At 36.8% G+C, this 25,907-nt stretch carries 25 protein-coding genes, 2 tRNA genes and 1 pseudogene; 22 read left to right on the top strand and 6 right to left on the bottom strand.

Translation table 11 applies throughout. The annotated features are described in order from the left end of the window. Positions 1-1,042: 1,042 nt before the first annotated feature. Both A9G45_RS04135 and A9G45_RS04130 read right to left on the bottom strand, forming a co-directional pair. Positions 1,043-3,186: pseudogene (locus tag A9G45_RS04135) on the bottom strand (VapE domain-containing protein). Position 3,187: 1 nt separating this feature from the next. After that, positions 3,188-3,388 carry a helix-turn-helix domain-containing protein gene (locus tag A9G45_RS04130; RefSeq protein ID WP_065568184.1) on the bottom strand — a complete coding sequence of 67 codons (201 nt, stop codon included), beginning with the start codon at positions 3,386-3,388 and terminating at the stop codon, positions 3,188-3,190. A gap of 147 nt (positions 3,389-3,535) precedes the next feature. On the opposite strand from A9G45_RS04130, the gene A9G45_RS04125 reads away from it, so the two are divergent. The 10 genes from A9G45_RS04125 (at position 3,536) to A9G45_RS04080 (ending at position 12,903) form a co-directional block, all read left to right on the top strand. After that, complete coding sequence (locus tag A9G45_RS04125) at positions 3,536-4,207, top strand: LexA family transcriptional regulator (RefSeq protein WP_081297815.1); 672 nt, start codon at positions 3,536-3,538, stop codon at positions 4,205-4,207. 533 nt (positions 4,208-4,740) lie between these two features. Continuing rightward, entirely contained in the window at positions 4,741-5,157 is a 417-nt protein-coding gene (locus tag A9G45_RS04120) for a hypothetical protein (protein WP_065568185.1), read from the top strand. Position 5,158: 1 nt separating this feature from the next. Continuing rightward, positions 5,159-6,397, top strand: a complete 1,239-nt coding sequence (locus A9G45_RS04115; RefSeq protein WP_065568186.1) for a DUF2800 domain-containing protein — start codon at positions 5,159-5,161, stop codon at positions 6,395-6,397. A 2-nt stretch (positions 6,398-6,399) separates the two neighbouring features. Further along, a complete protein-coding gene (locus A9G45_RS04110; protein ID WP_065568187.1) occupies positions 6,400-6,948 on the top strand; it encodes a DUF2815 family protein in 549 nt (182 codons plus the stop codon). Between the two features lie 293 nt (positions 6,949-7,241). Next, the gene (locus A9G45_RS04105) at positions 7,242-7,955 is read left to right on the top strand and encodes a BRO-N domain-containing protein (RefSeq protein WP_065568188.1); all 714 of its coding nucleotides are present in this window, start codon (positions 7,242-7,244) and stop codon (positions 7,953-7,955) included. Positions 7,956-8,243: 288 nt separating this feature from the next. Beyond that, positions 8,244-10,343, top strand: coding sequence for a DNA polymerase (locus tag A9G45_RS04100; RefSeq protein ID WP_065567561.1), 2,100 nt, complete (start codon positions 8,244-8,246; stop codon positions 10,341-10,343). Positions 10,344-10,347: 4 nt separating this feature from the next. Then, positions 10,348-10,950: an Nmad5 family putative nucleotide modification protein gene (locus A9G45_RS04095; RefSeq protein ID WP_065567560.1), complete on the top strand. Its 603-nt coding sequence runs from the start codon at positions 10,348-10,350 to the stop codon at positions 10,948-10,950. Continuing rightward, positions 10,943-11,206: a VRR-NUC domain-containing protein gene (locus tag A9G45_RS04090; protein WP_218057029.1), complete on the top strand. Its 264-nt coding sequence runs from the start codon at positions 10,943-10,945 to the stop codon at positions 11,204-11,206. Before A9G45_RS04095 ends, A9G45_RS04090 begins: the two co-directional genes overlap by 8 nt. Then, complete coding sequence (locus A9G45_RS04085) at positions 11,199-12,587, top strand: SNF2-related protein (protein ID WP_065567558.1); 1,389 nt, start codon at positions 11,199-11,201, stop codon at positions 12,585-12,587. Before A9G45_RS04090 ends, A9G45_RS04085 begins: the two co-directional genes overlap by 8 nt. Positions 12,588-12,720: 133 nt before the next feature. Further along, positions 12,721-12,903: a helix-turn-helix transcriptional regulator gene (locus tag A9G45_RS04080; RefSeq protein WP_065567557.1), complete on the top strand. Its 183-nt coding sequence runs from the start codon at positions 12,721-12,723 to the stop codon at positions 12,901-12,903. Here the strand turns inward: A9G45_RS04080 and A9G45_RS04075 are convergent. Next, the gene (locus A9G45_RS04075; protein ID WP_065567556.1) at positions 12,887-14,056 is read right to left on the bottom strand and encodes a tyrosine-type recombinase/integrase; all 1,170 of its coding nucleotides are present in this window, start codon (positions 14,054-14,056) and stop codon (positions 12,887-12,889) included. The two genes, A9G45_RS04080 and A9G45_RS04075, sit on opposite strands and share 17 nt — an antisense overlap. Positions 14,057-14,233: 177 nt before the next feature. Here A9G45_RS04075 and sbcB point away from each other — a divergent pair, with 177 nt between their 5' ends. The 12 genes from sbcB (at position 14,234) to A9G45_RS04015 (ending at position 23,667) form a co-directional block, all read left to right on the top strand. Beyond that, on the top strand, positions 14,234-15,667 hold the full coding sequence (gene sbcB, locus A9G45_RS04070; RefSeq protein ID WP_065567555.1) for an exodeoxyribonuclease I: 1,434 nt from the start codon (positions 14,234-14,236) through the stop codon (positions 15,665-15,667). A 101-nt stretch (positions 15,668-15,768) separates the two neighbouring features. Next, complete coding sequence (locus A9G45_RS04065; RefSeq protein WP_081297814.1) at positions 15,769-16,224, top strand: CidA/LrgA family protein; 456 nt, start codon at positions 15,769-15,771, stop codon at positions 16,222-16,224. Next, a complete protein-coding gene (locus A9G45_RS04060) occupies positions 16,221-16,910 on the top strand; it encodes a CidB/LrgB family autolysis modulator (RefSeq protein ID WP_065567554.1) in 690 nt (229 codons plus the stop codon). Before A9G45_RS04065 ends, A9G45_RS04060 begins: the two co-directional genes overlap by 4 nt. Before the next feature lies 1 nt (position 16,911). Next, complete coding sequence (locus A9G45_RS04055; protein WP_065567553.1) at positions 16,912-17,559, top strand: ElyC/SanA/YdcF family protein; 648 nt, start codon at positions 16,912-16,914, stop codon at positions 17,557-17,559. A 157-nt stretch (positions 17,560-17,716) separates the two neighbouring features. Next, positions 17,717-18,445: an arginine ABC transporter ATP-binding protein ArtP gene (artP, locus tag A9G45_RS04050; RefSeq protein ID WP_065567563.1), complete on the top strand. Its 729-nt coding sequence runs from the start codon at positions 17,717-17,719 to the stop codon at positions 18,443-18,445. Positions 18,446-18,468: 23 nt separating this feature from the next. Continuing rightward, positions 18,469-19,203 carry a transporter substrate-binding domain-containing protein gene (locus A9G45_RS04045; RefSeq protein ID WP_065567552.1) on the top strand — a complete coding sequence of 245 codons (735 nt, stop codon included), beginning with the start codon at positions 18,469-18,471 and terminating at the stop codon, positions 19,201-19,203. Positions 19,204-19,337: 134 nt separating this feature from the next. Beyond that, a complete protein-coding gene (gene artQ / locus A9G45_RS04040; RefSeq protein WP_065567562.1) occupies positions 19,338-20,066 on the top strand; it encodes an arginine ABC transporter permease ArtQ in 729 nt (242 codons plus the stop codon). Between the two features lie 12 nt (positions 20,067-20,078). Then, entirely contained in the window at positions 20,079-20,756 is a 678-nt protein-coding gene (gene artM / locus A9G45_RS04035; protein ID WP_065567551.1) for an arginine ABC transporter permease ArtM, read from the top strand. 1 nt (position 20,757) lies between these two features. Beyond that, positions 20,758-22,593: an excinuclease ABC subunit UvrC gene (gene uvrC, locus A9G45_RS04030; RefSeq protein ID WP_065567550.1), complete on the top strand. Its 1,836-nt coding sequence runs from the start codon at positions 20,758-20,760 to the stop codon at positions 22,591-22,593. 107 nt (positions 22,594-22,700) lie between these two features. Then, complete coding sequence (gene pgsA / locus A9G45_RS04025) at positions 22,701-23,255, top strand: CDP-diacylglycerol--glycerol-3-phosphate 3-phosphatidyltransferase (RefSeq protein WP_065567549.1); 555 nt, start codon at positions 22,701-22,703, stop codon at positions 23,253-23,255. 236 nt (positions 23,256-23,491) lie between these two features. Beyond that, positions 23,492-23,579 (top strand) — tRNA-Leu (locus tag A9G45_RS04020). A 12-nt stretch (positions 23,580-23,591) separates the two neighbouring features. Next, positions 23,592-23,667, top strand: a tRNA-Gly gene (locus A9G45_RS04015). A 266-nt stretch (positions 23,668-23,933) separates the two neighbouring features. On the opposite strand, the gene A9G45_RS04010 is transcribed toward A9G45_RS04015, so the two are convergent. The 3 genes from A9G45_RS04010 to A9G45_RS04000 form a co-directional block, all read right to left on the bottom strand. Next, positions 23,934-24,380, bottom strand: coding sequence for an aspartyl protease family protein (locus A9G45_RS04010; RefSeq protein WP_065567548.1), 447 nt, complete (start codon positions 24,378-24,380; stop codon positions 23,934-23,936). A gap of 66 nt (positions 24,381-24,446) precedes the next feature. Next, positions 24,447-24,794, bottom strand: coding sequence for a hypothetical protein (locus A9G45_RS04005; protein ID WP_065567547.1), 348 nt, complete (start codon positions 24,792-24,794; stop codon positions 24,447-24,449). Positions 24,795-25,096: 302 nt separating this feature from the next. Then, complete coding sequence (locus tag A9G45_RS04000) at positions 25,097-25,534, bottom strand: DDE-type integrase/transposase/recombinase (RefSeq protein ID WP_065567546.1); 438 nt, start codon at positions 25,532-25,534, stop codon at positions 25,097-25,099. Between the last annotated feature and the right edge of the window lie 373 nt (positions 25,535-25,907).

The following is a 25,907-nucleotide window of genomic DNA, read 5'->3' as shown; positions in this document are numbered from 1 at the left end:
TTGAACTTTTTATACTTAAATTTTAAAGAAGGGTAACTAACGCTTAAAGTTTATTGAATAAGGCTTTGTGTTGTTTTTTTAGATGCGTTTGTTACTCTTGTTACCGAACTTTTCCTATATATACCTGAACTTTATGACGCTATACAGTAGTTTATACAGTAGTTTTTTATATTGTCCTTTCTAGCAGTCCGCTTTATATATAAGGGTAACAAAGGTAACAAGGGTAACAATGTTGATTTATAAAAAATTTTTTGTTACCTTTATCTTAAAAATGTTACCTTTGTTACTCTTCTTCTCTAACGAATGCTTTGAAAAGTTTTTCTTTATCCCTATACCTCCAACTTTCAAAATTTTGCAAGTTGAACATTCCACCTATAAAACCGTGTTTGTTTGGGTTACTACAGATCTTTTTTACGTACATGTGTAGTAACTATTTTTGCCTTGTGCTATAAGGGTTTTTGTTTGCTTTTTTTAGCACTTACTACACTTACTACACATCTTGTCCTTATATATACTTGAACTCTATGACACTATACAGTGGTTCATACAGTGACCTGTATTTCTAGACGTCCACTTTAAAACTAAGTGTAGTAAGTGTAGTAAGTGTAGTAACCCTTTTCCTACAAGGCTTCTTTTACTACACTTCCCTTTTTTAAGTGTAGTTTTTCGCTTTTACTAGTGTAGTTTTATACCCTAATAAAAAACCTTAAACTTTTAACTTGCAAAATTTTGCAAGTTGGTTATATAACCCTACAACCCACAAAAATCGGTTATAAACGGTTAAAACCTAAAAGTTCGGTTACACACGCCGAGGCTTTATGCCGTAAGGCTTTCTTATACCTTTTTATTAAATTTGTAACCGTTGTAACCCTTCTTTTCCTATATAAGCCTGAACTCTATGACACTATACAGTGGTTTATACAGTGACCTGTATTTCTAGACGTCCACTTTAAAACTAAGTGTAGAAAGTGTAGACAGTGTAGAAAACCTTTACCAAAAAGGCTTTTCCGTCTACACTTCCCAACTGTTAAAGTGTAGACGTCTACGCTTTAATAAAAACCCTTAAACTTTTACCGTCAATTTTTCTTACCGTTTTTTCAAACCCCAAACTTTGTAACGTTTTACTGATCCGTAGCTCCTCACGACGACCTATATTTTTGGGGTCAAGCCTATCGCCCAGCGTAAAACTTCGCTAGATGTTAAATATTTTTTATCTATCGGCTTTTCGCCTGTTGTAATATCCGGCTCATTTAGCCATCGGCTAACCGTTTCTTGCCAAGCGTCTTTAATCATGTATTGTTCATGTTCGCTTGTCGCTAATCGCTCCGCCGCCGTGAACTGGATACCGCTGTCCGCAAACATCTGCTTGGCTTCTGCCCACAGTTGGTCACGATTAGCTTTAATACCTTCCACATTCGCCATGCCGACTTTAACAGGTAAAAAACGACGGTTACCCGTATCGTCTGATAAAAATTCATCTTGATTTGTGGTACCGATAAAGACGAGTCGTCTTGGAAATTGTGTAGCAAATTCCCTATATTTGGGGATCCAGTTTTCATGGGTTCGGGTGATAAAGGCCTTAATACTTTCAAGCTCTTTAGTATGTAGCCCACGTAACTCCCCTATTTCGCCAACTAGTCGCCCCCGCATTTTTCTTGCCAAGTCGTCATCTTTTTCAGCAAACGACACTTCACAAAAATAATCAGGGCTAGGTGATATCGCAGCAACACCTGTGGATTTACCGCAACCCTGCTCACCGACTAAGATGGGTACCATATCCGCCTTTATTCCTGGTTGTAAAACACGGCCTGCTAGCGCTGTCCATAGATAAAGCGAAACAGCCTCCGTATATTCGTTTGCTTCAGCATTAAAATAGTCTGATAAAAATGTTTTGATTCGAGGCACGCCGTCCCATTTTACGCGTGATAACCATTCTGTGGCCGAGTCAAACGGATTTTCATCCGCAACTAATAAAACAACATCACGTATCAACTCACGCCCGATCGGCTTAAAGCCCCCTTTTTCTAGACCAATTCGTAAGCGTGAGTAATCCGCATCGGTAAAAGTTTGCCACTGATCGCTATTAACATGGGTAAACATAAGCTCATCGCGGAACTGATCAAACTTAATATTAATCTGACAAACATCAGGACGCTGAACAGCAAGGTACACATTGTTAATGGTTGCCTCAATTTTTCCGCTTTTATCGCGCTTAAAGACAGGTAAAAGGTCTTCGCCATCATGGATAGGGATAACATCGAAATCTTGCGAGCGATAACCGATAGCATCTAGAAAATCGCTATCCTCTTTATCCGAACAATGCGCATGTAGGCATCTAAAATGCCCCTGATCAAAGCCACCTGTCCCCGCAGGAAAATAGGCAGTTGCGGTTTCGCTTGATTCAGTAGTATGGTTTTCAGCAAACGGGCATGTAATATAACGCTCACCAGACTTGCCAAAACCTAAAACATTCCAATTTTTATCTAAATATTGCGTAATACCGTCTGACTTAACACCTTGATTTTTTGATATGTCCCTAATTTTATTGGCACGAGTACTAACCATGTTCCCGCCGAAGGCTTCAGACAGTGAATCCCACAACGTGTTAAATTGTTCTGGCGTTAACGTAGGCACCGTCCACGGCAAACCCCCACGCCATTGATAGCGTTCGCCGCTTGGGTGGGTGCCAACCGCGATAAATTGTTGCCCGTTAGCCAAAAATTCGATGATATTACTATCGTCAAGCTTAATAATTTGTTTAGTAAAATCGCCGGGCATAGCAAACATAAATAAAAATTTACTGCTATTAGCTCGAAAGCGGCATGGCAACGCCTCGGGTATATTATTTTCTATATACGCTTTTATGCTTTCCGCTAAATCTGGGTCGGATACGTCGACATCAATAGCGCGAACGTTACGTGTTTGTATGCAAATGCCGTAATCGCTATTTTTAGCCCAATTTTCGATTTGTGCTGATGTAGATATATAGTTTGTCCAATTAGGGAAACCAACAGCCCTACCTTTTCTATTGTACTGTGACGGTGTTTTGCCTAGCGTTTTTAATGTGCTGTGTTCTGATATAACTGCATTAGGGTTTGATACGACGGGCAATAAATCCTCCGTCAAACCTAGCGCTAAATCAAAATGTAACCAGTCCTCGGGTGTTGATCCAAATATTGTTTCCATATTAGATATTCTCGTCGTCAAATTGTTTAACGGTATCTAGAAACGATTGCAAAGCCGCAACCGTTTGCCATCGGGGATTGATATGCTCTCCTTTTAAAATCCTACAAACCGTTGATGGGGGTACTTGAGTGTGTTCTGAAATCTCACGTTGAGAGAAACCCATTTTAATTAATTCTTCGATTATTTCTTGTGGTTTTTTCATTTCGTATTTGCCATTAACTTAATTTCGTATTTGCAATATTAATACCGAATAACGAGAATATCAACTCTGATTTTTGAAATACTACGTTTTTTTATTTTTATAGAAGTAGTGATAACATTTGGCTATTAGATAATAAAGGGAGTAAATATGCAGGCTTGGAGTAATTTATTAAAAACAGAAATGTACAAACGAGATATAAATCAATTAGAGCTTAGCTTATTAATAAAAAAACCTACCAGTACGGTATCTCACTGGATATCGGGGTCGAGGATCCCCCCAGCAGCAGAAATGGTTGAAGTTCTAAGGCTTCTTAATATCAAAGAGTTAACAATAACCGCTACAGGCGAACTTAAAACGGGGGCAACGCCTATTCTAGAAGAAAAAGGGTATACGGTAGAGGTATTAAACGTGTCTGTTAGCGCGGGAACAGGCGTTTTAATAGATACGGGATCCGTTGATGCTGTAAGGTCTATAGAGTACAGCAACGAAAAAGCCCATCAAATTTTTGGAAACGTACCTGCAAATAATGTAAAAATATTGACGGTTAAAGGTGACAGCATGGCGAATACATTGGAAGCTGGCGATCTTGTTTTTGTCGATATATCAAAAAACTACTATGATGGTGATGGTATTTATGTTTTCGTTTACGGAGAAAACTTATTTGTAAAACGTTTACAAAGGGTAAAAGATAGGCTACGAGTAATTTCCGACAATAAACACTATGAAGTATGGGAAATATTGAGCGAGGAAATGGATCAATTATTTATTCAAGGAAAAGTTTTATTAAGTCAAACGCACAAATTAAATGTATTTGGTTGATTAAAAAACATACAAAATATTAATGTAATAACATCCCCCACTAACCCACTAACCCACTAACCCGCGGCTAAAGGCGGGTTTATTTTTTTTTCATCTCCCTAACAAAAAGAACAAAAAATAAGCAACCAATTTGCAAATTGGAAAATTAATTTGCATAAATAAATTCGTTAATGTAAATTATATTCATTGCATAAACGGAATTAAATCCCGTTTTTACAAAGTGAATAGTCGAACGGCGCGACTCTAAGCCTGCGTCGGGTGCTTGGCGGGTTCAGGATGAACGGCAATAAGACACGATAAATAAAAAGAATTCATATAAAAGCCATTCATCGAGTGACTTTAATTATGAATTTTTCTTAAAAAGGAAATAAAACATGATCGATTTAAACGCTAAAAAATTAAAACGGGCGCAGGCTACACGTAATCGTCACGTAAGTTGGGAACCCCAACCACAAACCACGTGGGTCTCCGCCCTTCTTACTACACTTTGCGCAACCCTTATTGTTTTATATTTATCATCGGGAGTATAAGAAATGTCACTAGAACAAGCAATCACTGAAAACACCGCAACCATGCGTGAGCTGATAGCCGCTATGAAGTTTGCAAATTTTGGGAAACTAACAAAGGATGCGGGGCAAGAACCACAAAAAATGGGACAGACAACCGAAGATACAGGACAAATCACCGCTAATCTGGGACAAGAAAAAACTGAAAACGCCCGTCCATTAAATGAACCGGAACCAACCCCAACAGAGCCACAGCCGGAAAAAGCACCCGATAAACAAGAGGCTATTCGTTGCTTGATGGATTTAGCTAAAAAAGAACGAACACGTGCAGTAGCAGTACTTGCTCAATTTAGAGTTGGTAAAGCAAGCGAGCTAAAAGAAGACCAGATATCCGATTTTATCGCCGCAGTTAACGCTCAGCTTGATAAGCTAGAAGGTAAATAACATGACAGAACATGCGCTAATATCCCCCTCTGGCGCGGAGCGGTGGTTTAACTGCCCTGCGTCTTTATGGCTTAGTAAAGATGAGCCTGAGCAATCATCGGAGTATGCAAAGGAAGGCACCACCGCGCACGCACTAGCTGAATACTGTTTTAAATTCAAGAAAAAAGCAAATTGCTTGCTAGGGATGAAAACCGTAGTAAACGACATCTATGTCGATGACGAAATGGCGGAAGCTATCCAACACTACGTTGATACGGTAAACGGTATTAAAGCGTCTATGTCTAATGTTTTAGCTTTTGATGTTGAACAAAAGCTAGATTTTAGCGAGCTGTTGGATCTAAGTACCAACATTAATACCGTGAATACAGATTATGAACCTGAAAAATCGTTCGGTACCGCCGATGTAGTTTTACTCGGAGACGGTGAGCTGCAAGTACACGATCTAAAGTACGGTAAGGGCGTAAGGGTTAGTGCTGAAAACAACAAACAGCTACTAATTTACGCCCTAGCCGCATATTACTACTACAGCCTAGGCTGCGAAATTAGTAAAGTTTCGGTACACATACATCAACCCCGATTAAACCATTACTCAGAATTTAGTTTGTCCCCCGACGAGCTTTTAGAGTTTGGCAAGCAATTAAAAGAAAAAGCAGGCATTGCATACAACATTTATCTAAATGGCCCCCAAAGTGCCGATGATTTCTGCGCTGGCGAATCACAATGCCGATTCTGTAAAGCAGCAGGTAAATGCGATACGCTAGCGCAAACCGTTGCAAAAACAATAGAAGCGGATTTTGAAAACTTAGAAGAATTAGATATCGAAAACGTCAGCAAGCTAGAAAACTCAGTATTAGCAACTAAGTTTAACGCGATTGACTTAATCAAGTCTTGGATCAAAGCCGTAGAAACCCGAGTACAAGCTGAGCTACAACAAGGCAATTCCGTACCGGGATTTAAGCTAGTTATGGGTAGGCAAGGTAACAGAGCGTGGGCTAATGAAAACGATGCGGAAAATACATTAAAAAGCTTTCGCTTAAAACAAGATGAGATGTACACACGTAAGCTTATCAGCCCAACGCAAGCACTTAAAGTTTTGAAAGGTTCAGATAAACGAATCGCTAAACTTGAAGAACTCATAACCCGCCCAGATGGCAAACCCACAGTAGTACCCGAATCAGACAAACGCCCCGCTATCTCTCCAGCGGACGACTTTACAGACCTAACACAAGAGGATAATTAATAATGAAAGTAAAATTAGAAAAAGTACGATTAGCATTCCCTAAGCTGTTTAAAGCAGAACAAGTAAACGGGGAAGGCGAACCACAATTCAGCGCAACGTTTATTTTTCCGAAAGATCACCCTAACGTAAAAGATATTGAAAATGCCATTTTGCAAGTAGCTAAAGAAAAATGGGCAGATAAAGCCGATGCGATATTGAAAAAAGTCAAAGCGGAATTAAAAACTTGCCTAAAAGACGGTGATTTAAAAGCCGACCTCGAAGGTTTTGCCGGCAACTATTTTCTAAGTGCTAGCAATAAAACCCGACCTTATGTGATTAACCGGGACAAAACGCAACTTAATCCCGACGACGGGGTAATGTATGCAGGCTGTTACGTTTACGCAGTTATCGACATATGGGCAATGGATAACAAATTTGGCAAACGTATTTGCGCCTCGTTATCTGGGGTTCAATTTTTTAAAGATGGGGACGCGTTCACTGGCGGTGGGGTTGCATCCGATGATGACTTTGATGACCTATCCGTCGATAACGAAGAAGAGTTTAGCGTTTAGAGCGGAACAAAGCGCATTCATAGAGTGCGCTTGATTGTGTACTGTTGACATTGACTTTCAATACTATATTGCGTTATATTCATTGTTGAGGCTTAAGAACCTTAACAAGACGGATATATCGCCCCGTTAGTGTGATTTTTTTTTTTTTTTTTTTGTACCTAATTTTGACTATGGTCGAGAGGGCGACGAATACAACACCAGAAATGGGAATAAGTCCGGCCGTTCTTGTCGGTTTCTTAACCTCTTGACCTCCACACTCGTGGGTAACTTAAGAAATTACAAGAGGTACAAAAATGTCTAACCAATTAATATTTAATAATGCGCCAGTTCAATCAATTAATCGCAACAACCAAATTTGGATCACATCAAGCGAACTAGCTAAATTACTTCAATATAAAAGCGCCGATTCAATAACAAAAATATATAACCGAAATAAAAGCGAATTTACACCCAAAATGACCGAGAAGGTCAAATTGACCGCCCCGAATAACCTTATACAAACCGTAAGGATTTTCTCATTGCGAGGAGCGCATTTAATCGCTATGTTTGCACGTACCCCCGTTGCAGAAGCGTTTCGTACGTGGGTGTTAGATATTCTCGATAAAGAAGTGAGTGAAACAACCCCTATTGTTGTGAAACCAAACCGCGAGATTTTACCAAAAGGTATATATCATTGTAGAAGCAAATACAATCCATACCGAGCTTGTGTTTGGAACGGTAACGATATGATACATGTCGGCGTATTCTCGACAATTGCAGAAGCGGTAGACGCACAGAAAAAATTCACAACAACCGGCGAAATAAAACAAATTCAAAAAACACGAGCATCTAAAACCAAAGCAAAACCGCTTTCCGTACCAGATACTTTTACTAAAGAAGATATTTTTGCGCACATTAGTATGTTTTTAGAAACGGCACAGCTACTTGGTTTCTACCCCCACGGCAAATCGCTGTCACTTGATTTAATAGAATTCGTTCAAGAAGAAGCATTAAGACAAAGCCACTAAGATCCGTCAGAAAAGGCATTGATTTTATTAAATTTTTTCTAGCAATTTTGAGGGTAAAAATCTACAACCTTTTTTTAATTGCGTTTTTAATCCATTGAAAAATAAAGATTAATTTTAGCAACATAAAAAAGGGTTATCTTCAGAAAAATGGTTAAAATATAATTAAAACAAAATACTATGTTTGATATAATCTAGTTCACCGCCGAATAGGCGGCTCCCCCCTTTTTTTAACAAACCGCTTCGGCGGTTTTTTTTATGCATAAAACCCCATAATTAAGGAGCAATGTAATGCCCCACATCCTTTACCTAGATACCGAAACATACAACGAACAGCCGATTAGTAAAGGTGTCTATGCGTACGCTGAAACCGTAGAAATTATGCTATTTCAGTATGCGTTTAACGATGGTCCTGTTTACGTTGTAGATTTAGCAAACGGAGGAAAGTTACCCCAAGAGGTGATCAACCTGCTACTAAATCCCGAGGTACTGCTATTTGCCCAAAATTCAATGTTCGATAGAACCGTATTAACTCGCGGTAACTTATTAAAAGATAGACCTGATATTATTGACGCAATCAGTAAGCCTGAACGTTGGCGGGATAGTATGGTTATAGCCTACGCCCATAGCCTAAAAGGTGGGCTAGATGATTTGTGCGAGATATTTAAACTGGAAACAGACAAGGCAAAAGATAAAGAAGGTAAAGCCCTCGTACAACTGTTTTGTAAACCCCGTCCGAAAACTAGCAAAATCCGCAGAGCAACTAGCAAAACCCATCCCGAAGAATGGGAAAAATTTAAACACTATGCCAAACAAGATATCGTTTCAATGCGGGAAGTGGTTAAAAAAATGCCTAACTGGAATATGCAGGACGGTAGCGCAGAATTAGAGTTTTGGCATTTAGATCAGCGCATTAACGACCGAGGCGTGTGTATCGATGTTGATCTAGCCACAAAAGCCGTTGAGTGCATTAATTCAGAACAACAACGGTTAGCCGATGAAACCCACGAAATGACCCACGGCGAAGTGCAAACTGCAACACAACGCGATGCAATGTTAAAGCATATTGCTAGCGCATATGGCATAACGTTAAATGATTTAACTGCCTCTACAATTGAACGGCGATTAAGCGATCCCGATTTACCGGACGGGCTAAAAGGATTACTAGCCGTTAGACAGCAAGCAAGTACAACAAGCACAAGCAAATACAAAGCATTACTAAATCGTGTTAATAGCGATGGACGTTTACGCGGTACGTTGCAATTTATGGGGGCACCGCGCACAGGACGATGGGCTGGTCGGGGGTTTCAACCCCAAAATCTAACGCGCCCTACTATGGCGGATTGGGAAATTGAAATCGGTATCGATGCAATTAAATCAGGCAACGCCGACCTGCTAACCGATAATATTATGAAGTTAACAAGTAACACATTACGGGGGTGCATTTGCGCACCGGAAGGTAAAAAGTTGGTGGTTTCGGATTTATCAAATATTGAAGGTCGGGTACTGGCATGGCTTGCATGTGAAAGTTGGAAGATAAAAGCCTTCAGCGATTACGATAACGGCGACGGTCACGATCTCTACAAATTATCGTACGCCAAATCGTTTGGTGTTACACCAGAAAGCGTCACAAAAGACCAACGTCAAATAGGTAAAGTCCAAGAATTGGCGTTAGGTTATGAGGGCGGTGTTGGCGCATTTATCACATTTAGTACAGCATACGGTATAGATCTTGACGCAATGGCGGATCTAGCCGTTGCTAGTATAGATGAACGAATTGTGTACGAAGCCAAAAGCGCGTATGAATGGGCTGAAAAAAATAAACGCACCTACGGGCTGTCAGCTAAAGCTTACATAGTTTGCGATGCCTTTAAACGTTCTTGGCGAGAAGCCCACCCCAATATAGCTAATTTTTGGAAAGAGCTAGATTATCAAGTGCGTTCCGTAATTACTGGTGCAATTAGTAACGCACATATAAACAACAAACTAGTTATCGATAAAGTCGGTGCATGGCTACGCATCCAACTACCATCAGGGAGATACCTATGTTACCCCGGTGCGCGTATCGACGAAAACGGAAAAATCAGCTACATGGGATTGAATACCTATTCGCGTAAATGGGAACGTATTAACACCTACGGCGGAAAGATTACTGAAAATATAACACAAGCCGTTGCGAGGGATGTGATGGCGTGGTCGATGCCGTGCATTGACGAAATAGGTTTTAACATCGTACTAACAGTGCACGATGAAATCATTACAGAAGCACCCGATGTACCCGAATTCTCTCATGACTATCTTAGTCAAATGTTATCAACACCGCCCTGCTGGGCAAAGGATCTACCTCTTGCCGCTGCGGGTTTTGAATCTTACCGATACAAGAAGGATTAACAAAATGACCAGACTAAACAAAGATATTAAAGCTAAAATTTTACAAAATGCACTAAACGCAGCTCCGGTAACAAAACGGTTAGAAGAGCTAGAGGCGATGAAATATCAATTAACCGTTGACATTTACGACAGTGTAACTGAAGGGCATAACATAGCCGAATACGCTGCGCAATTAAAAGAAATAGTACATAAATCGCCATTTTATTTGGGATTAAGCGAAAGCGAAAGCGCAACCGCAACGGACGTAGTAGAACGAGATTATATTTATTGTGCGTTTGGGGGCTTGCAAGATTACTTATATTTTCCAGATGATGGTAAAACCCGATATCAAATTAAAAGTACACTTCTACGCTTTTCAGGGGACCACGAATTCTCTATCAAGTTTAATGCAATAGTTCAAGAAGCACAAAAATGTGAAGAAGAAAAAAATAATCTCGAGATAGATATACAAACAATATTAAACAGTTGCAGAACTGCCGCACAACTTGAAAAGTTTTGGCCAGCTTCGGTAAATTTCCTTGAAGGCTGCGAAGTGTGCGCCGAGATTAAAGGGGTTCCCGTCGTCCTAGTTAACGATCTGAATGCTAAGTTGGGTATATATGCGTGAATCCGTTATTGAAAAAAACCTTGTCCGCCAAGTCGAGGCTCTTGGCGGGATAACGTATAAGCTATCACCAATCGGTAGAATAAATAAACCCGACCGGTTGGTCATGCTACCCGGTGGAAAGGTCATTTTTGTTGAATGTAAACGCCCTGGGGAAAAACCCAGATCAGGGCAAGTACGGGAGCACGAACGCTTACGCAATTTAGGTTTTCGTGTTGAAGTTTTGGACTCCCACGATGTGAGATTTCTATATGACTAACAAAACCTTTACTCCCCGCCCCTATCAAAACTTAATAGTAAACCATCAGCTAGATCTACTTCGAGGTAACACTTGGGCGGGGATGGGCATGGGGAAAACATCATCTACATTATGTGCGTTAGATATCGCATATATGTGTGGTTACTACTCCGCCCCGACATTAGTTATTGCCCCGCTCCGTGTTGCCCAGTCGACATGGCCCGATGAAGTAAGCAAGTGGGACTTTAAAAATATCGGCATACAAACTGTTGTTGGTACGCCAAAGCAACGTCTGCAAGCAATACAAAACAGACATGCGAATGTCTTCACAACTAACTACGAAAACCTACCATGGTTAGCCGAAACACTCGGCGATAAATGGCCGTTTCAGCAAGTTATCGCCGATGAAAGCACAAAGTTAAAATCGTTTCGGTTACGCGGTGGCGGTGTTCGCGCTGCCTCATTGCGGGGCATAGCTTTTAAAAAAGTACGGTGCTGGCAAAATTTAACGGGTACACCTGCGCCCAACGGCTTAATTGATTTGTGGGGGCAGAATTGGTTCATCGACGGCGGGCAACGTCTAGGCCGAACAATTGGTGCGTTTACCGATAGATGGTTTAACAAAATCCCTATCGGGGATTATTATAAAATTACACCTACTGAATTCGCGCAGGAACAAATACAAGAAAAGCTTAAAGATGTTTGCATTACGTTAGAAGCAAAAGATTGGTTCGATATTAGCGATCCTATCACTACACCGGTTTATGTTGATCTACCCGATAAACTGCAACAGCAATACAAACAGCTTGAGCGTGAAATGTTTTTAGAAATTGGCGATAATGAAATCGAAGCGATGAATGCTGCCTCGAAAACGATTAAGTGCCTGCAGTTTGCGAATGGTGCAATTTATACCGACGCAAATCGCAGCTTTACAGAAGTGCATGACATGAAAATTCAGGCACTAGAAAGCATAGTAAACGAAGCCAATGGCATGCCCGTACTTGTCGCTTACCACTTCGAACATGATAAAGTTAGGTTACTAAAATCATTTAAGCAAGCCCGTTTGCTAGATAACGACCCCAAAACCATAAGGGATTGGAACGCTGGCAAAATACCGATACTACTTGCACACCCTGATAGCGCAGGACACGGATTAAATTTACAAGACGGCGGTAACATTCTTGTCTACTTCGCACATTGGTGGAACTTAGAAAGTTCGGATCAAATATTGGAACGAATAGGACCAACCCGCCAAGCACAATCGGGATATAACCGCCCCGTTTTTGTTTATGAAATTATCACACGTGGCACCGTCGATGAGGACGTTATACAGCGTAAAAAAACTAAACGCAGTATGCAGGAAATTTTACTCGAATCGATGAAAAAGAAGATTTACACATAGAAACCCGTAGGCGCATAGCGTTTTAACCCACAAAAGCTGTTAGCAACTCAGTTAACAACAACAACCCTATTCTATAAATTAACGCCAAATTTGGCGAAAATGCAGTATAAGTAAAAGTCTGGAGAAAAATAAAATGTATGACTTAATCGAAGAAAAAGAAATCATGCAAAAGTTTGGCATCAAAAGCAGGACAACAATTTATAATTTGACAAAAAATAAAGGTTTTCCTGCCGCTGTTTTGAATTACCCAAAGCGTTACAATAAAAAGGCGGTAATTGACTGGTTTAATAATGGCGGAATTAATCAACGTGTTTGATGTGCCAAAGGATCTTATCAGCATATAATTCATATGCCTTTCTTTGATCTTCTATCCAATCATGTTTATTGTAAACAGCCATAACACCACCGAGTTCATGCCCTAACATCCTTTCTGTAATATGGGGCATAACCCCCTCCTCTGATAATCTAGTTGATAATGTCCGTCTAAAATCGTGAGAACTCCATTCAGGCATATCTAATTTTTCACGTAATCGTCTTACATACCTATTAGCTGCAGAAATGGTAATGGCTGTATTTAATGATGTTCCGGGAAACATTTTATCATTAAACATAGTTTGCAGTTTCTCTACCATTGGTTTAATTTGTTCAAAAATAGGTCTTCTTATTACGTTCCCCATTTTGCTATGTTCCTTTGGGACCGTCCAAATCAATTCACCCATATCAAACTCACTAACTGTAGCTAACCGTAATTCTGAATTTCTAGCGCCCCACAACATTAACATTTGATGTAATAACTTATTTATTGTTGATGCCCTGCTGTTTTCAATTGCTAGCCATATTTTGGCTAACTCTTTATATGTTAATACTCTGTCACCAATTTCTGTTTTAACACCTATATTTTTAGGGCTTAGTTTCATTAACTCACATGAGTCTATAACTTGACGGCTAATACACCAATTTATTGCGGACTTAGCCTGCACAAGTATTGTTCTGGCTCTTTTAAGATTAATTTGTTCTTGTTTTTCAAAAAAAGTGACCCAGTCACGTATAGGTATTTCATTGACAGGGATATCAGGAAATTGATTATAGAGATTTTTACATACAACTGCTTGATACAGTGTGGCAGTTTTATTTCTAAGAGTTGATACATATTTTTCCATCCAATAATCAAGGCAATCTTTTAAAGTCATACCCGTATTATTAGCTTGGTTATATTTTTTAGGATCTATCCCTTTGTTGTATAAGTCTCTGAGTTCACCAACTAAAATTCTAGCATCTTTAAGCGATAATGATGGGTAACGCCCTATTGTCATCCTTTGCGCCTTTCCATTCCATCTGTAGCGAAATTGAAATGCAATTGTCCCTTTTTGTGATATTCTTACACCTAAACCATCGCCGTCTGTTAACTCGGGCAACCCAGTGTAAGGTTTATTTAATATTGATTTTAATTTTGTATCACTTAACGCCATTTTTATCTTCTACATTCTGTACACATATAAAGATGTAATTATGTACCCAATCTGTACACATTTGCAAGTGAACAAACAAAAAAAACATTTAAATATCTAAAAACAAAAATGAACAAAATTTATTATATGCGATTGAATTTAAAGAAATAAAAGAACAATTACGAGCAAAGAAGCACCATGAAAAACAACCTAGAACAGCCAACTTTTTACTTTCATGATTATGAAACATTTGGAATTCATCCAGCATTAGACCGCCCTGCTCAATTTGCTGGGGTTCGTACTGATGCGGATTTTAATATTATTGAAGACCCACTAGTGATATATTGCCGTCAAACACAAGATTATCTACCTAGTCCAGAAGCTGTACTCATCACTGGAATTACACCTCAAAAAGCCAATCAAGAAGGTATTTGTGAAGCAGAATTTACTCGACTAATTCATCACGCTTTTTGCCACCCCAATACCTGTATTTTAGGCTATAACAATATTCGTTTTGACGATGAAGTAACGCGTAATATTTTATATCGCAATTTTTACGATCCCTATTCTTATAGTTGGCAAAATGGTAATTCAAGATGGGATCTTCTTGATGTTGTTCGAGCGTGTTATGCGCTAAGACCTGAAGGTATCAACTGGCCGATTAATGATGCGGGATTACCTAGCTTTCGTTTGGAGCATTTAACAAAAGCGAATCATATTGAACATGAGCATGCACATGATGCAATGTCTGATGTGTATGCAACAATTGCCATGGCAAAATTAATAAAAACAAAACAACCTAAACTTTTCAATTACTTTTTTACATTACGCAACAAAAATAAAGTTGCTGAGCTTATTGATGTAATTAATATGAATCCTATTGTTCATATATCGGGCATGCTAGGTAGCCATCGAGGCAATCTATCATTAGTTTGCCCTATTGCTTGGCATCCGTTACAAAATAATGCCGTTATTGTTTGTGATTTAACTGGAGATATTAACTCAATTATTGATTTACCAGCAGAAAAAATTAAAGAAAAACTTTATACAAAAACAGAAGATCTTGAACTTAATGAATCACGAATTCCTTTAAAGTTAATTCATATAAACAAATGCCCTATTGTTGCTCCGTTAAAAACACTATTACCCGAAAACGCAACAAGGTTTGATATTGATATAGAACAATGTTTAATCAATCAACAACGGTTATTGCAAAATCAAACAATATTGCAAGATAAAATGAGAGAATTATTTGCAATAGATAATCATTTTTCGATTAGTTCTGATGTTGATGGCCAAATATATAGTGGTTTTTTAAATAGCCAAGACAAATTACGCTGTGAAACTATTCGAACAACACCGCCACATTTATTAGACAGTTTATCATTCACATTTGATGATCCTCGCTTAGCAACGCTATTTTTTAGATATAAAGCACGTAATTACCCACAAATACTAACAGAGCATGAACAGATTATTTGGAAGGATTATTGCCGCGATAAATTTAATATCCAAAAAATTCAAGATTATTTACTAACCTTAGAACAGCTTGCGGAAACTTATATAGAACAGCCGGAAAAGCTTTTAATACTAAAACAACTTTATCAATATTGTCATTATTTAGTTGGATAATTAGATTTGACGGGCGTATGATATGCTTTATTCAATTTATGTCAACGCTAACTACAGGCATATAGTCATAATTAAAAATTAAGATTAATAGCATTCACGTTATGAAACATTTTTTAGCGAAGCACGCCACAATAAGACATCGACTTTATTCTTTGTACTATACACTGTTCAGTTATAGCCGAGGGTTGATTATACTGACTATTTGCTTATGGGCAGGAAACATCATTTCTAAAATATTACCGATAATGATCCCAGGTAGTATTATCGGTTTGTTGATTCTATTTTTCTTACTTGCTTTTCAACTTATTCCTACTTGTTGGATTAAAAATAGTTGTAACCTTTTCATGCGTTACATGACATTACTTTTTATTCCCGCAGCTATGGGAATAATGGATAATTATTCACTCTTATTGCAAAACTGGATACCTATAATATTTAGTAGTGTAGGAGGATCATTTATTGTACTGCTACTAACTGCATTTTTAACTGAACATTGCCATCGCTTACCAACTAAGAGCTCAATTGTTGAACCCGAAAAAAAGGAAAATCAACCATGATATGGATGTTACCTTTAACGCTTGGCGTTTTTCTCATTGTTCGTCGGGTTGCATTGAAACTAAAAAATCCGCTATTCAACCCTTTAGTGATTTCAGTCATTGTATTAATTCCAATTTTACTAATAACCAACACAAGTTATGTGGAATATGTTAGTAACATACAAATTATTAATGACTTATTACCTTACTCCGTGGTTGCTTTAGCCTACCCTTTATATGAATTGATTCCACAAATCAAAGCGCGTTGGAAATCGATAATGCTTATTACCTTTACCGCATCAATTGCTTCAATGATAACAGGCGTTTGTATTACATTTTGGTTAGGTGGTAATGATGAAATAGCCGCATCGGTTTTACCAAAATCAGTTACAACGGCAATTGCAGTGACTATTGCCAGCAATCAGGGAGGAATTCCGTCTATTGCAGCATTATGTGTAATACTTGTTGGCACATTAGGTGGCATATTTGGACATCAAATATTAAATTTATTTAAAATAAAATCGGCCTCAGCTAGAGGATTATCTATTGGTGCTGTATCACATGCTGTTGGTACTGCTCGTTGTATTGAAGTAGATTACAACGAAGGCGCCTACAGTTCGTTATCTTTAGTATTATGCGGTATTATGACATCATTGACAGCGCCTTTTTTATTTCCAATAATGGTAATTATTTTTGACTGGTTATAGCATGAACTTAAAAAAGCTTATTGCTTATTTTACTGGATTGTGCTTGATTACAATGTCTGCAATATTGGGGTTAGACTATTGGATCAGCTACAAAACGGCGCCTTATATTTACCATGATGAAAACAAACTGCCATACCGTCCGATCGGTGTGGTACTTGGTACAGCAAAATATGTTCGTGGTGGCGGAATAAATGGCTTTTATCGGAATCGTATTGATGGAGCCATCGATCTATACTGGCAAAATAAAGTTGATTATCTATTATTAAGTGGCGATAACGCGCTTTTGAGTTACAACGAACCCATCACCATGAAGAAAGATTTAATAAAAGCAGGTATTCCTAGCGATTCGATTGTTTTAGATTATGCCGGCTTTAGAACATTTGATTCGGTAGTTCGAGCCAATAAAGTATTTGATGCCAATGACTTTACTATTATTACGCAAGAGTTTCACTGTGAACGGGCTATTTTTATTGCGCTTGCACATAACATTCAAGCACAATGTTTTGCTGTACCAGCACCAGCAAGCATGAAACTAGTGCGCATTCGTGAAATGTTTGCACGCGTCAGTGCCTTTATTGATCTCTATATTCTTAATAAAGAACCCAAATATCTTGGCCCAGTAATTCCTATCATTACTAATAGTCATTAGTTTTATTTAGCCTAAATTTTTTGTAAAGAAAATTCAGGTAATACGTCTATTTTGGTATAAAAACACAGCAAAGAAAAGATTGTCCAATAAATTAGATTGCATTTTTATGCAAAAAAAAGTAATATTTAATCAATTATACAGTCAAAAAAAAAATATAATGAATATTGAATTAAACCATATTAACTGTTTTTATGGTGCACATCAGGCCTTAAATGATGTTTCTCTTAGCTATCCACTTGGCGAAACAATTGTATTACTTGGTCAAAGTGGTGCGGGTAAAAGCTCTTTATTAAAAGTATTCAATTTACTTGAAATACCGACATCAGGTAAAATGACTATTGCCAACTCACATTTTGATTTTTCTGAAAAAATCAGCGAATCCACAATTCGACACCTTCGCAAAAATGTCGGCATGGTTTTTCAAAATTACAATTTATGGCCACATTTAACGGTGCTAGAAAATTTGATTGAAGCGCCCTGCCAAGTTTTAAAGTTATCAAAAAAAGAAGCTAGCGATAAAGCAATGGCAATTTTAGCGCGGTTACAAATTGATAATATGGCTCAGCGTTATCCCCTTCATCTTTCAGGAGGTCAACAACAAAGAGTGGCTATTGCAAGGGCATTAATGATGGAGCCACAAATATTATTATTTGATGAACCAACAGCCGCATTAGATCCAGCGATCACATCACAAATTGCTGAAATTATTAATGAGCTTTCGCAAACAGGTATTACACAAATTATTGTGACTCATGAAGTCGATTTTGCGCGCAAAGTAGCTTCACAAGTCATTTATATGGAGCATGGCAAAATTATTGAGCAAGGACAACTTGAATGCTTTGCACATCCTAAAACCGAGCAATTTAAAGCTTATTTATCACATTAATTAAAATAAAATTGGGTGGATATATGAAAAAAACGTTACTAGCCATTTGTCTTGCAGGAACAACATTTTTAGCTCAAGCTGTAGACACTTTAACCATCGGCACTGAAGCAACTTATGCGCCTTTTGAATTTACTAATGAAAAAAATGAAATTATTGGCTTCGATATTGATGTCATAAATAAAATTTGTGATGAAATAAAAGCATCTTGTAAAGTGGTTAATCAATCATTTGATGGCCTAATTCCTAGCTTAAAAACACGTCGAATTGATGCTGCTATAGCGGGTATTGACATTACGCCAGAACGACAAAAACAAGTTGATTTTACAAAAATTTATTATGATGATAGCTCAATTCAGTTTATTACATTAAAAGATACACTAACGGATCTTGAACAATTAAAGGGTAAACGTGTTGGGATCCAAAAAGGCACAACTTATCCAAAATACCTAAATGAAAAGTACCCAGATGTCAAACAGGTAAGTTATGACAGCTATCAGTACGCTATTTTAGATTTAAAAGCTAAGCGAATTGATGCAATCGTTTCAAGTTCAATTGTTGCTGGTGAATGGTTAGGTAAAGATGCAGACATCGTTCCTTTAAGTGATAAAATTATTGACCACGACTTTTTTGGTGAAGGGCTAGGAATTGCGATACGTAAAGGTAACGAGAAGCTACTTAACCAATTTGATCAAGCAATAGATAAACTGAAAGCTAACGGTGAACTAGATGCTATCTATAAAAAATGGTTTAACAAATAAACTTTATATTTAAATATATATTTTATAATAATGACCTCGCCGCATTCACTTGCGGCGAATTTATTTTTTAATTTAATCTTGGTTTTTTTATGTTTGATTTTTTTGCAAATGAAATGAAATGGGTTTTGTCTTCAATGGATGGTTATATTTTGCCGCTTATTGAAGCTACTTCTACCACATTATCATTAGCCTTTGTATCATTAATTGTTGGGATTATATTTGCTTTTATTTTCTCAATATTAGAATCCGTTCCATTCAAACCCATTGCATGGACCATGTCTTTATTTAACTTAACTATTCGAGCATTACCCGAATTATTAATTGTGATAGCCATTTATAACGGTTTACCTTTATTATTGATATTATTAAATGATGGCTTCACCATTGATCTGTATTTTACCTCTTTAACAATACAGCTAAACATTGAAGATTTTAATGTTAGCCCTTTTTTATGTGGTGTTGCCGCACTTTCTCTTCTCTATGCTGTTTATGCCTCTCAAACTTTACGTGGTGCATTTAAAGCAATTTCTAATGGACAACGGCAGGCCGCGCAAGTTTTAGGACTAAGCAAATCTCGCACATTCTTTCGCATTATTATGCCACAAATGTGGCGCCATGCTTTACCGGGCCTAAGTAATCAATGGTTAATATTATTAAAAGATACGGCATTAGTTTCAGCAATTGCCATTAATGATTTAATGATGCAAACCAAAACCATTGTTGCACGAACCAATCAACCTTTTTTATGGTATATCGTGGCTATGATTATTTATCTAATTATCTCAATTTTTAGTCAAAAAATTATATTGCGCATTGAAAAACGCTCAACCTATTTTGAACAACCTACCTCAGCGAAAAATTAGTAAGGTCGCATTATGTTTGATAATTTTATTCATTACCTAAAAATAATCTGCCAAGGTCTTCCTGAAACATTAAGTTTAAGCATTTTAGGTATTTTATCTGCAGGAGTTATTGCTACTTGCTTATCATGTTTATTATCACTAAATCACTTTATACTAAATAAAGTAATACGCACATATATTATTATATTTACCGGTACACCTTTACTTGTACAGCTATTACTTATTTATTATGGACCATCACAGTTTAAAGATATTTTAATCAAAGTACCATTACTTTATAATACCATCTCATCACCTTGGTTTTGTGCCTATTTGGCATTAACACTTAACAGCGCTGCCTATACAACGCAAATTTTTTATGGCTCGTTAAAAGCCTTACCTAAAGGACAATGGCAAGCTTGTAAAGCACTTGGTATGGATAAAATACAAACGTTAAAAGTTGTTTTTCCTTATGCTTTAAAACGTGCACTTTCCACTTATTCAAATGAAGTCGTGTTTGTCGTAAAAGGTACTGCATTAGCCGCAATGATTCCTGTGATGGATGTGATGGGTTATAGTAATGATTTGAATGCGGATTATTACGATTTCACTATTTTTATTGCTGCTGGGCTAGTTTACCTCTTGATAAATGGTTTGCTTAGCACCATTATGAGGATAATAGAGAAAAAAGCCCTCACATTTGAAAACTAATATGAACTCATTTGATTCAGCATCTTTTTTAAAAACTGTCCCACATAAACCGGGTATTTATCAAATGTTTAATGATAAACAGACGATTATTTATGTGGGAAAGGCAAAAGATCTTAATAACCGTCTAAAAAGCTATTTTAACAATAGCAAAAAAACCTTAAAGACAGATATGCTAGTTAGTCATATCCGCCATGTTGAATTCACAATTACTAATACCGAAACCGAAGCTTTACTACTTGAACAAACTTATATAAAAAAGTATCAGCCACGATACAATGTGCTTTTAAAAGACGATAAAAGCTACCCATTTATAAAATTAAGTAAAGAACAACATCCTCAACTATCGCTTTACCGAGGAGCTGTAAATCGGAAAAAAGATGAGTTCTTTGGTCCTTATCCCAGTGGCTATGCTGTTAAACAAATATTAGCCTTGTTACAAAAAACATTCCCAATAAGACAATGCCTGAATTCGACATATCGCAATCGCACCCGTCCTTGTCTACAATATCAAATTAAGCGTTGTTTAGGGCCTTGCGTACCTGGTTTAGTGAGTGATGAAGATTACCAACAGCAAGTTAACTATGTAAGGTTATTTCTGTCTGGGCAATCAGAACAAATCTTACAAAAAATCACTGAAGATATGCAAAAAGCCAGCAATGAACTTAATTTTGAAAAAGCGGCAACACTACGCGATCAACTACAAGCAATAAAACATATCAATGAAAAACAAGCAATTTATAACAATAATGATAATCTTGATGTGATTGGCTTTCATTATGAATTAGGTTTAGCGTGTATATATGTTTTATTTATTCGCAACGGGCAAACCTTTGGTCATCGATCTTACTTCCCTAAAGTACCATCCAATACGGAATTAGAAGAAGTTATTGAAACATTTATAGGGCAATTTTATTTACAAGGTAATCAAAACCGCAACATTCCTAAGAAAATTTTGTTGAATTATTCTTTATCGGATAAAAAACCTATAGAAGAGACACTGTCACTTATTGCTGAACACCAAGTTAAATTGGTTGATGAACCTAAAGGTGATAATCTAAAATTACTCAACATTGCAACGGTAAATGCTCAAACTGAAGTAAAAAATAAGCTATTAGCAAACTCAACCATAAAACAACGTTACGATGCATTAAAAGCTTTTTTAGGGATTGATAAAATTAACCGCATGGAATGCTTTGATATTAGCCATTTTATGGGCAAAAACACCATTGCATCTTGTGTTGTTTTTGACGATAAAGGACCTGTTAAAGCCGAATTTCGACGCTATAATATTACAGGTATCACACCAGGTGATGATTATGCAGCAATGGAACAAGTATTAACACGCCGTTACAACAAAAAAGAGCTTCCTGACGAAAAAATCCCCGACATCATTTTTATTGATGGCGGTAAAGGACAACTTAACCAAGCGTTGCAAGTATTTGACCAATTGAATGTTAATTGGAATAAAAATCATCCTATTTTAATTGGGGTAGCAAAAGGCGCTGAGCGTAAAGAAGGATTAGAAACCCTTTTCTTTGAGGCTCATGGCTCTGGGCGCTATCTGGATGATCATTCCCCTGCTCTATTACTCATTCAACAGATCAGAAATGCATCACATGATCATGCCATTGTCGGCCAACGAAAAAAAGGCATCAAACAACTTACCGATAGTGCTTTGGAACATATTGAAGGAGTTGGAGCCAAAAGGAGGCAAGCATTACTTAAACACTTTGGTGGGTTAAGAGAACTAAAAAATGCCAGCATTGATGAAATAGCGCAAGTGCAAGGAATATCTAAATCATTAGCTGAAAAAATTTATCTAAATTTAAAGCAATAACACATTGAAAAATTAACATTTTTCAGGCAACATAATCACCAATAAAAAACTATTTTTCGCTAATTACTAATGCATTGATTAATAAAATAAAAAAGAGCTTCTATCACATGAAAATTAATTTTCCAACAGCCTTAACACTATTTAGAGTCATTTTAATTCCTTTTTTTGTGATGGCATTTTATTGGTTTCCTCATCAATGGGCTGGTTTTTTTTCTGCATTGATTTTTTTAATTGCGGCCGTAACCGATGTTTTAGACGGCTATCTTGCCCGTCGCTTAGGACAAACAACTAAATTTGGTGCTTTTTTAGATCCTGTTGCTGATAAAATTATGGTGACAATTGCTTTAGTTTTAATTACACAATATTATCAAGCATGGTGGATCTCTATTCCAACAATTATTATTGTTTCACGCGAAATTATCATATCTGCCCTACGAGAATGGATGGCTGAAATTGGTAAACGTAAAAGCGTGGCCGTTTCGTCAATTGGTAAAATAAAAACAATTACCCAAATGACCGCGTTAACTTGGTTACTATGGCGTCCTTGTGATATGGTCATTTATGCTGGTCTCGTTGCATTATTTATTGCGACAGTTTTAACGCTATTATCAATGTTACAATATTTATGGATAGCGCACAGTGATTTATTAGAAGAAGAATAACCAACTCTCTATATTTCTGAGCAAACACTTTTTTATATAAGTAATTTTGTTCAATCAAAACGTATAAACAAAATTACTTATCGCCTTATCAATTAACTAACAACGCTATTTTAATCATTAATTAGCTAAACATTGAGCAATTAAACAATTAATTTAAAATTTCTATTGACTGAAATCATAAGATAGGTAAAATGCACTGCATTCAAAGCGAATTACTTTTTGTAAATCAGTTTTGAGCCCGGGTGGTGAAATCGGTAGACACAAGGGATTTAAAATCCCTCGGCCTTTTTGGCCGTGCGAGTTCAAGTCTCGCCCCGGGCACCAACCTTTACTTATGCGGGAATAGCTCAGTTGGTAGAGCACGACCTTGCCAAGGTCGGGGTCGCGAGTTCGAACCTCGTTTCCCGCTCCAATATCTTTTCTATAACCCCCTATTCACTGATACAATTGATTGAAAAACAGAAATAAAAGTTATATTTCAGTCTACTAAATTCTGATGAAATCCACTTAAAGCGATAACTTATTAGTTCAAAATTTTTTGAATTCTATAGACTAGTCCAAAAATAAGTTATGTGATAGCACCAGTTTAAGTGGAGTAGAAGTCATTACCTTCTAACTAGCCTTACGTTGCGTTCAAACACATAAGGAGCATTTATTACGAGTTGTGCCATTATTAGCTTATCGTGTCACAGTTTGAATCCATAATTGCTTATTTTTGAAATCAATCTTCACTATATTTTTACTAAGGAAATCAAACCCGATTAATCCATCAGACTGAAATTCAGTGGGAAGAGAATCCAATATAACAGCGTCGATATTATCATTAACAACATTATCGACTTTAAGTGATACAAATTTATAATCACTTTCATCGTCGTTCTTTTTAATCGTTTTTGCTGAAAGTGATTGTTCTTTTATGACTGACATAGTGGCTCCAGTATCTAAAACCATTTTATAACTCTTTATACCATCCGACATATCTATAACTAAGCCCTCACCATTAATATGAAAGGGAATTGCAATCCATTTTTTATCAAGATCCGTAGCAATATCTGTTTCATCCGATATTATTATTTTACTTTCAGGATAATTAATAGTTAAAACATAACTATCAAATAAACCCAACCCAATAACTGGGTTTTCTATATTATTATTCTCGTTATTATCATTACTACTAGAAAAACTCAGTCTTCAATTTTTATATTCTACAACTTCCACACGTTTAAAAATAAAAGAATTCAACTCTAACTCATTGATAATAAATGTTCTACTCTCTGTCATGTTACCAGATAAATCAATACTTCTTATTTTTTGTGAATTTTCAGATTTATTTGGGATTTTATCAATTAGCTCTATTGGCAGATGTAAAGCTTCTTTAGTGCCAGTATCCAATGTCAATGCAATTTTTTCACCTTCAAGGTTTATTATTATATTGGGTAAACTATATTTTTTATCAAAAGTCAGATCCCAAACTGCTTCACTACCGTAGGCAAAGTTAGTTATTAATAATATGATTAAAAATAGTGATTTTTTATTCATATAAATCTTCGCATTTGATAAACATTACTTTTATAAACATCAGTGAAGTGCAAGTTTTTTGGGATTTGATCTTATTTGCCAGAAATATTCAATGAATCTGAAACGATTAAACTATGCGTTAATAGTATCGCTCTATTTGCTATATTAATGGTTTCTTGCCTATGTGCAAGAACCAGTTTAGTAAAATAATAACCATGTATGGAAGCGTTTACTGTTTTCATTTGCAGTTGAAATGGCAATACATTTTCAAACAAAAAAATTAAGGAGTAAGTGCTTCTTAAATTCAACGGTAGGCAAGTAGCCTAATGAAGAATGTCATCGTCTATTATTATACCAATAGAATAAACTGAAAAAGCACTTTGTAACTCAGTTATGGGATTGAAATGTTGGCCTTTTACAAACTTCGTTTTAATTGTTTTCAATGTCGCTTCGGCTACCTTATTGTCATAAAAACCCTCTTTCTTGCTTAATGAATGCGTGATATTAAATGCCTTAAAACAATCCTCCAATAGCCGATTATCAAACTTTTCACCTCGATCTGAATGAAATAAATCCAATTTCGATAATGGTTGTTTAATTTGGCTTAATGCTAACATGACAAGCTCTGCCGTTTTATGTTTACCAACATGATGGCAATCTGCATATTGGATAAATTCACTAAAACACAATAAATAATGCCAACGTTGGTTAGCTCGAATATAAGTTAAATCCGCGACAACAATTTGCTTTTTATCATCCACAAAGAATTACTGTTGCCAATAATTCTTTGTGGATGTTTCATTCACTTCTGTATCGTGAAATTTATAATGTTTAACGGTGTATTTTGATACGAGTAATAAAGGATTTCATCTCCCAAGTAATATAACGACGTGATACCTAAATATTCTCGTTTTGCAAATCAAAACGAATTCGCCTTGTACCATAAGAATGATAGCTTTGGTTAAACAGCATCACTATTTTAACTACATAAAGTCTTACTGATTTTTGTTTATTCAATTTACACTAACAATAAGCATAATAACTTGATAATATATAGTTTTGTTGCGCTATAACGATGTCGTTTTGCGTTTAGAATAGTTATTCGCCCCATTATCAGTGCTTATCGTTTCCACA

This window comes from Gilliamella sp. HK2, from assembly GCF_001690265.1.
GTDB lineage: Bacteria > Pseudomonadota > Gammaproteobacteria > Enterobacterales > Orbaceae > Gilliamella > Gilliamella apicola_C.
This window is presented reverse-complemented; position numbering and strand designations above follow the sequence as displayed.

Coding starts and splice junctions, on each gene's coding strand:
- artQ (WP_065567562.1), top strand. CDS start 19,338: ATGGATGGTTATATTTTGCCGCTTATTGAAGCTACTTCTACCACATTA.
- A9G45_RS04105 (WP_065568188.1), top strand. CDS start 7,242: ATGTCTAACCAATTAATATTTAATAATGCGCCAGTTCAATCAATTAAT.
- A9G45_RS04060 (WP_065567554.1), top strand. CDS start 16,221: ATGATATGGATGTTACCTTTAACGCTTGGCGTTTTTCTCATTGTTCGT.
- artM (WP_065567551.1), top strand. CDS start 20,079: ATGTTTGATAATTTTATTCATTACCTAAAAATAATCTGCCAAGGTCTT.
- A9G45_RS04075 (WP_065567556.1), bottom strand. CDS start 14,056: ATGGCGTTAAGTGATACAAAATTAAAATCAATATTAAATAAACCTTAC.
- A9G45_RS04115 (WP_065568186.1), top strand. CDS start 5,159: ATGACAGAACATGCGCTAATATCCCCCTCTGGCGCGGAGCGGTGGTTT.
- A9G45_RS04110 (WP_065568187.1), top strand. CDS start 6,400: ATGAAAGTAAAATTAGAAAAAGTACGATTAGCATTCCCTAAGCTGTTT.
- A9G45_RS04125 (WP_081297815.1), top strand. CDS start 3,536: ATGCAGGCTTGGAGTAATTTATTAAAAACAGAAATGTACAAACGAGAT.
- A9G45_RS04100 (WP_065567561.1), top strand. CDS start 8,244: ATGCCCCACATCCTTTACCTAGATACCGAAACATACAACGAACAGCCG.
- pgsA (WP_065567549.1), top strand. CDS start 22,701: ATGAAAATTAATTTTCCAACAGCCTTAACACTATTTAGAGTCATTTTA.
- A9G45_RS04065 (WP_081297814.1), top strand. CDS start 15,769: ATGAAACATTTTTTAGCGAAGCACGCCACAATAAGACATCGACTTTAT.
- sbcB (WP_065567555.1), top strand. CDS start 14,234: ATGAAAAACAACCTAGAACAGCCAACTTTTTACTTTCATGATTATGAA.
- A9G45_RS04120 (WP_065568185.1), top strand. CDS start 4,741: ATGTCACTAGAACAAGCAATCACTGAAAACACCGCAACCATGCGTGAG.
- A9G45_RS04130 (WP_065568184.1), bottom strand. CDS start 3,388: ATGAAAAAACCACAAGAAATAATCGAAGAATTAATTAAAATGGGTTTC.
- A9G45_RS04045 (WP_065567552.1), top strand. CDS start 18,469: ATGAAAAAAACGTTACTAGCCATTTGTCTTGCAGGAACAACATTTTTA.
- A9G45_RS04080 (WP_065567557.1), top strand. CDS start 12,721: ATGTATGACTTAATCGAAGAAAAAGAAATCATGCAAAAGTTTGGCATC.
- uvrC (WP_065567550.1), top strand. CDS start 20,758: ATGAACTCATTTGATTCAGCATCTTTTTTAAAAACTGTCCCACATAAA.
- A9G45_RS04055 (WP_065567553.1), top strand. CDS start 16,912: ATGAACTTAAAAAAGCTTATTGCTTATTTTACTGGATTGTGCTTGATT.
- A9G45_RS04090 (WP_218057029.1), top strand. CDS start 10,943: ATGCGTGAATCCGTTATTGAAAAAAACCTTGTCCGCCAAGTCGAGGCT.
- A9G45_RS04095 (WP_065567560.1), top strand. CDS start 10,348: ATGACCAGACTAAACAAAGATATTAAAGCTAAAATTTTACAAAATGCA.
- artP (WP_065567563.1), top strand. CDS start 17,717: ATGAATATTGAATTAAACCATATTAACTGTTTTTATGGTGCACATCAG.
- A9G45_RS04085 (WP_065567558.1), top strand. CDS start 11,199: ATGACTAACAAAACCTTTACTCCCCGCCCCTATCAAAACTTAATAGTA.
- A9G45_RS04005 (WP_065567547.1), bottom strand. CDS start 24,794: ATGAATAAAAAATCACTATTTTTAATCATATTATTAATAACTAACTTT.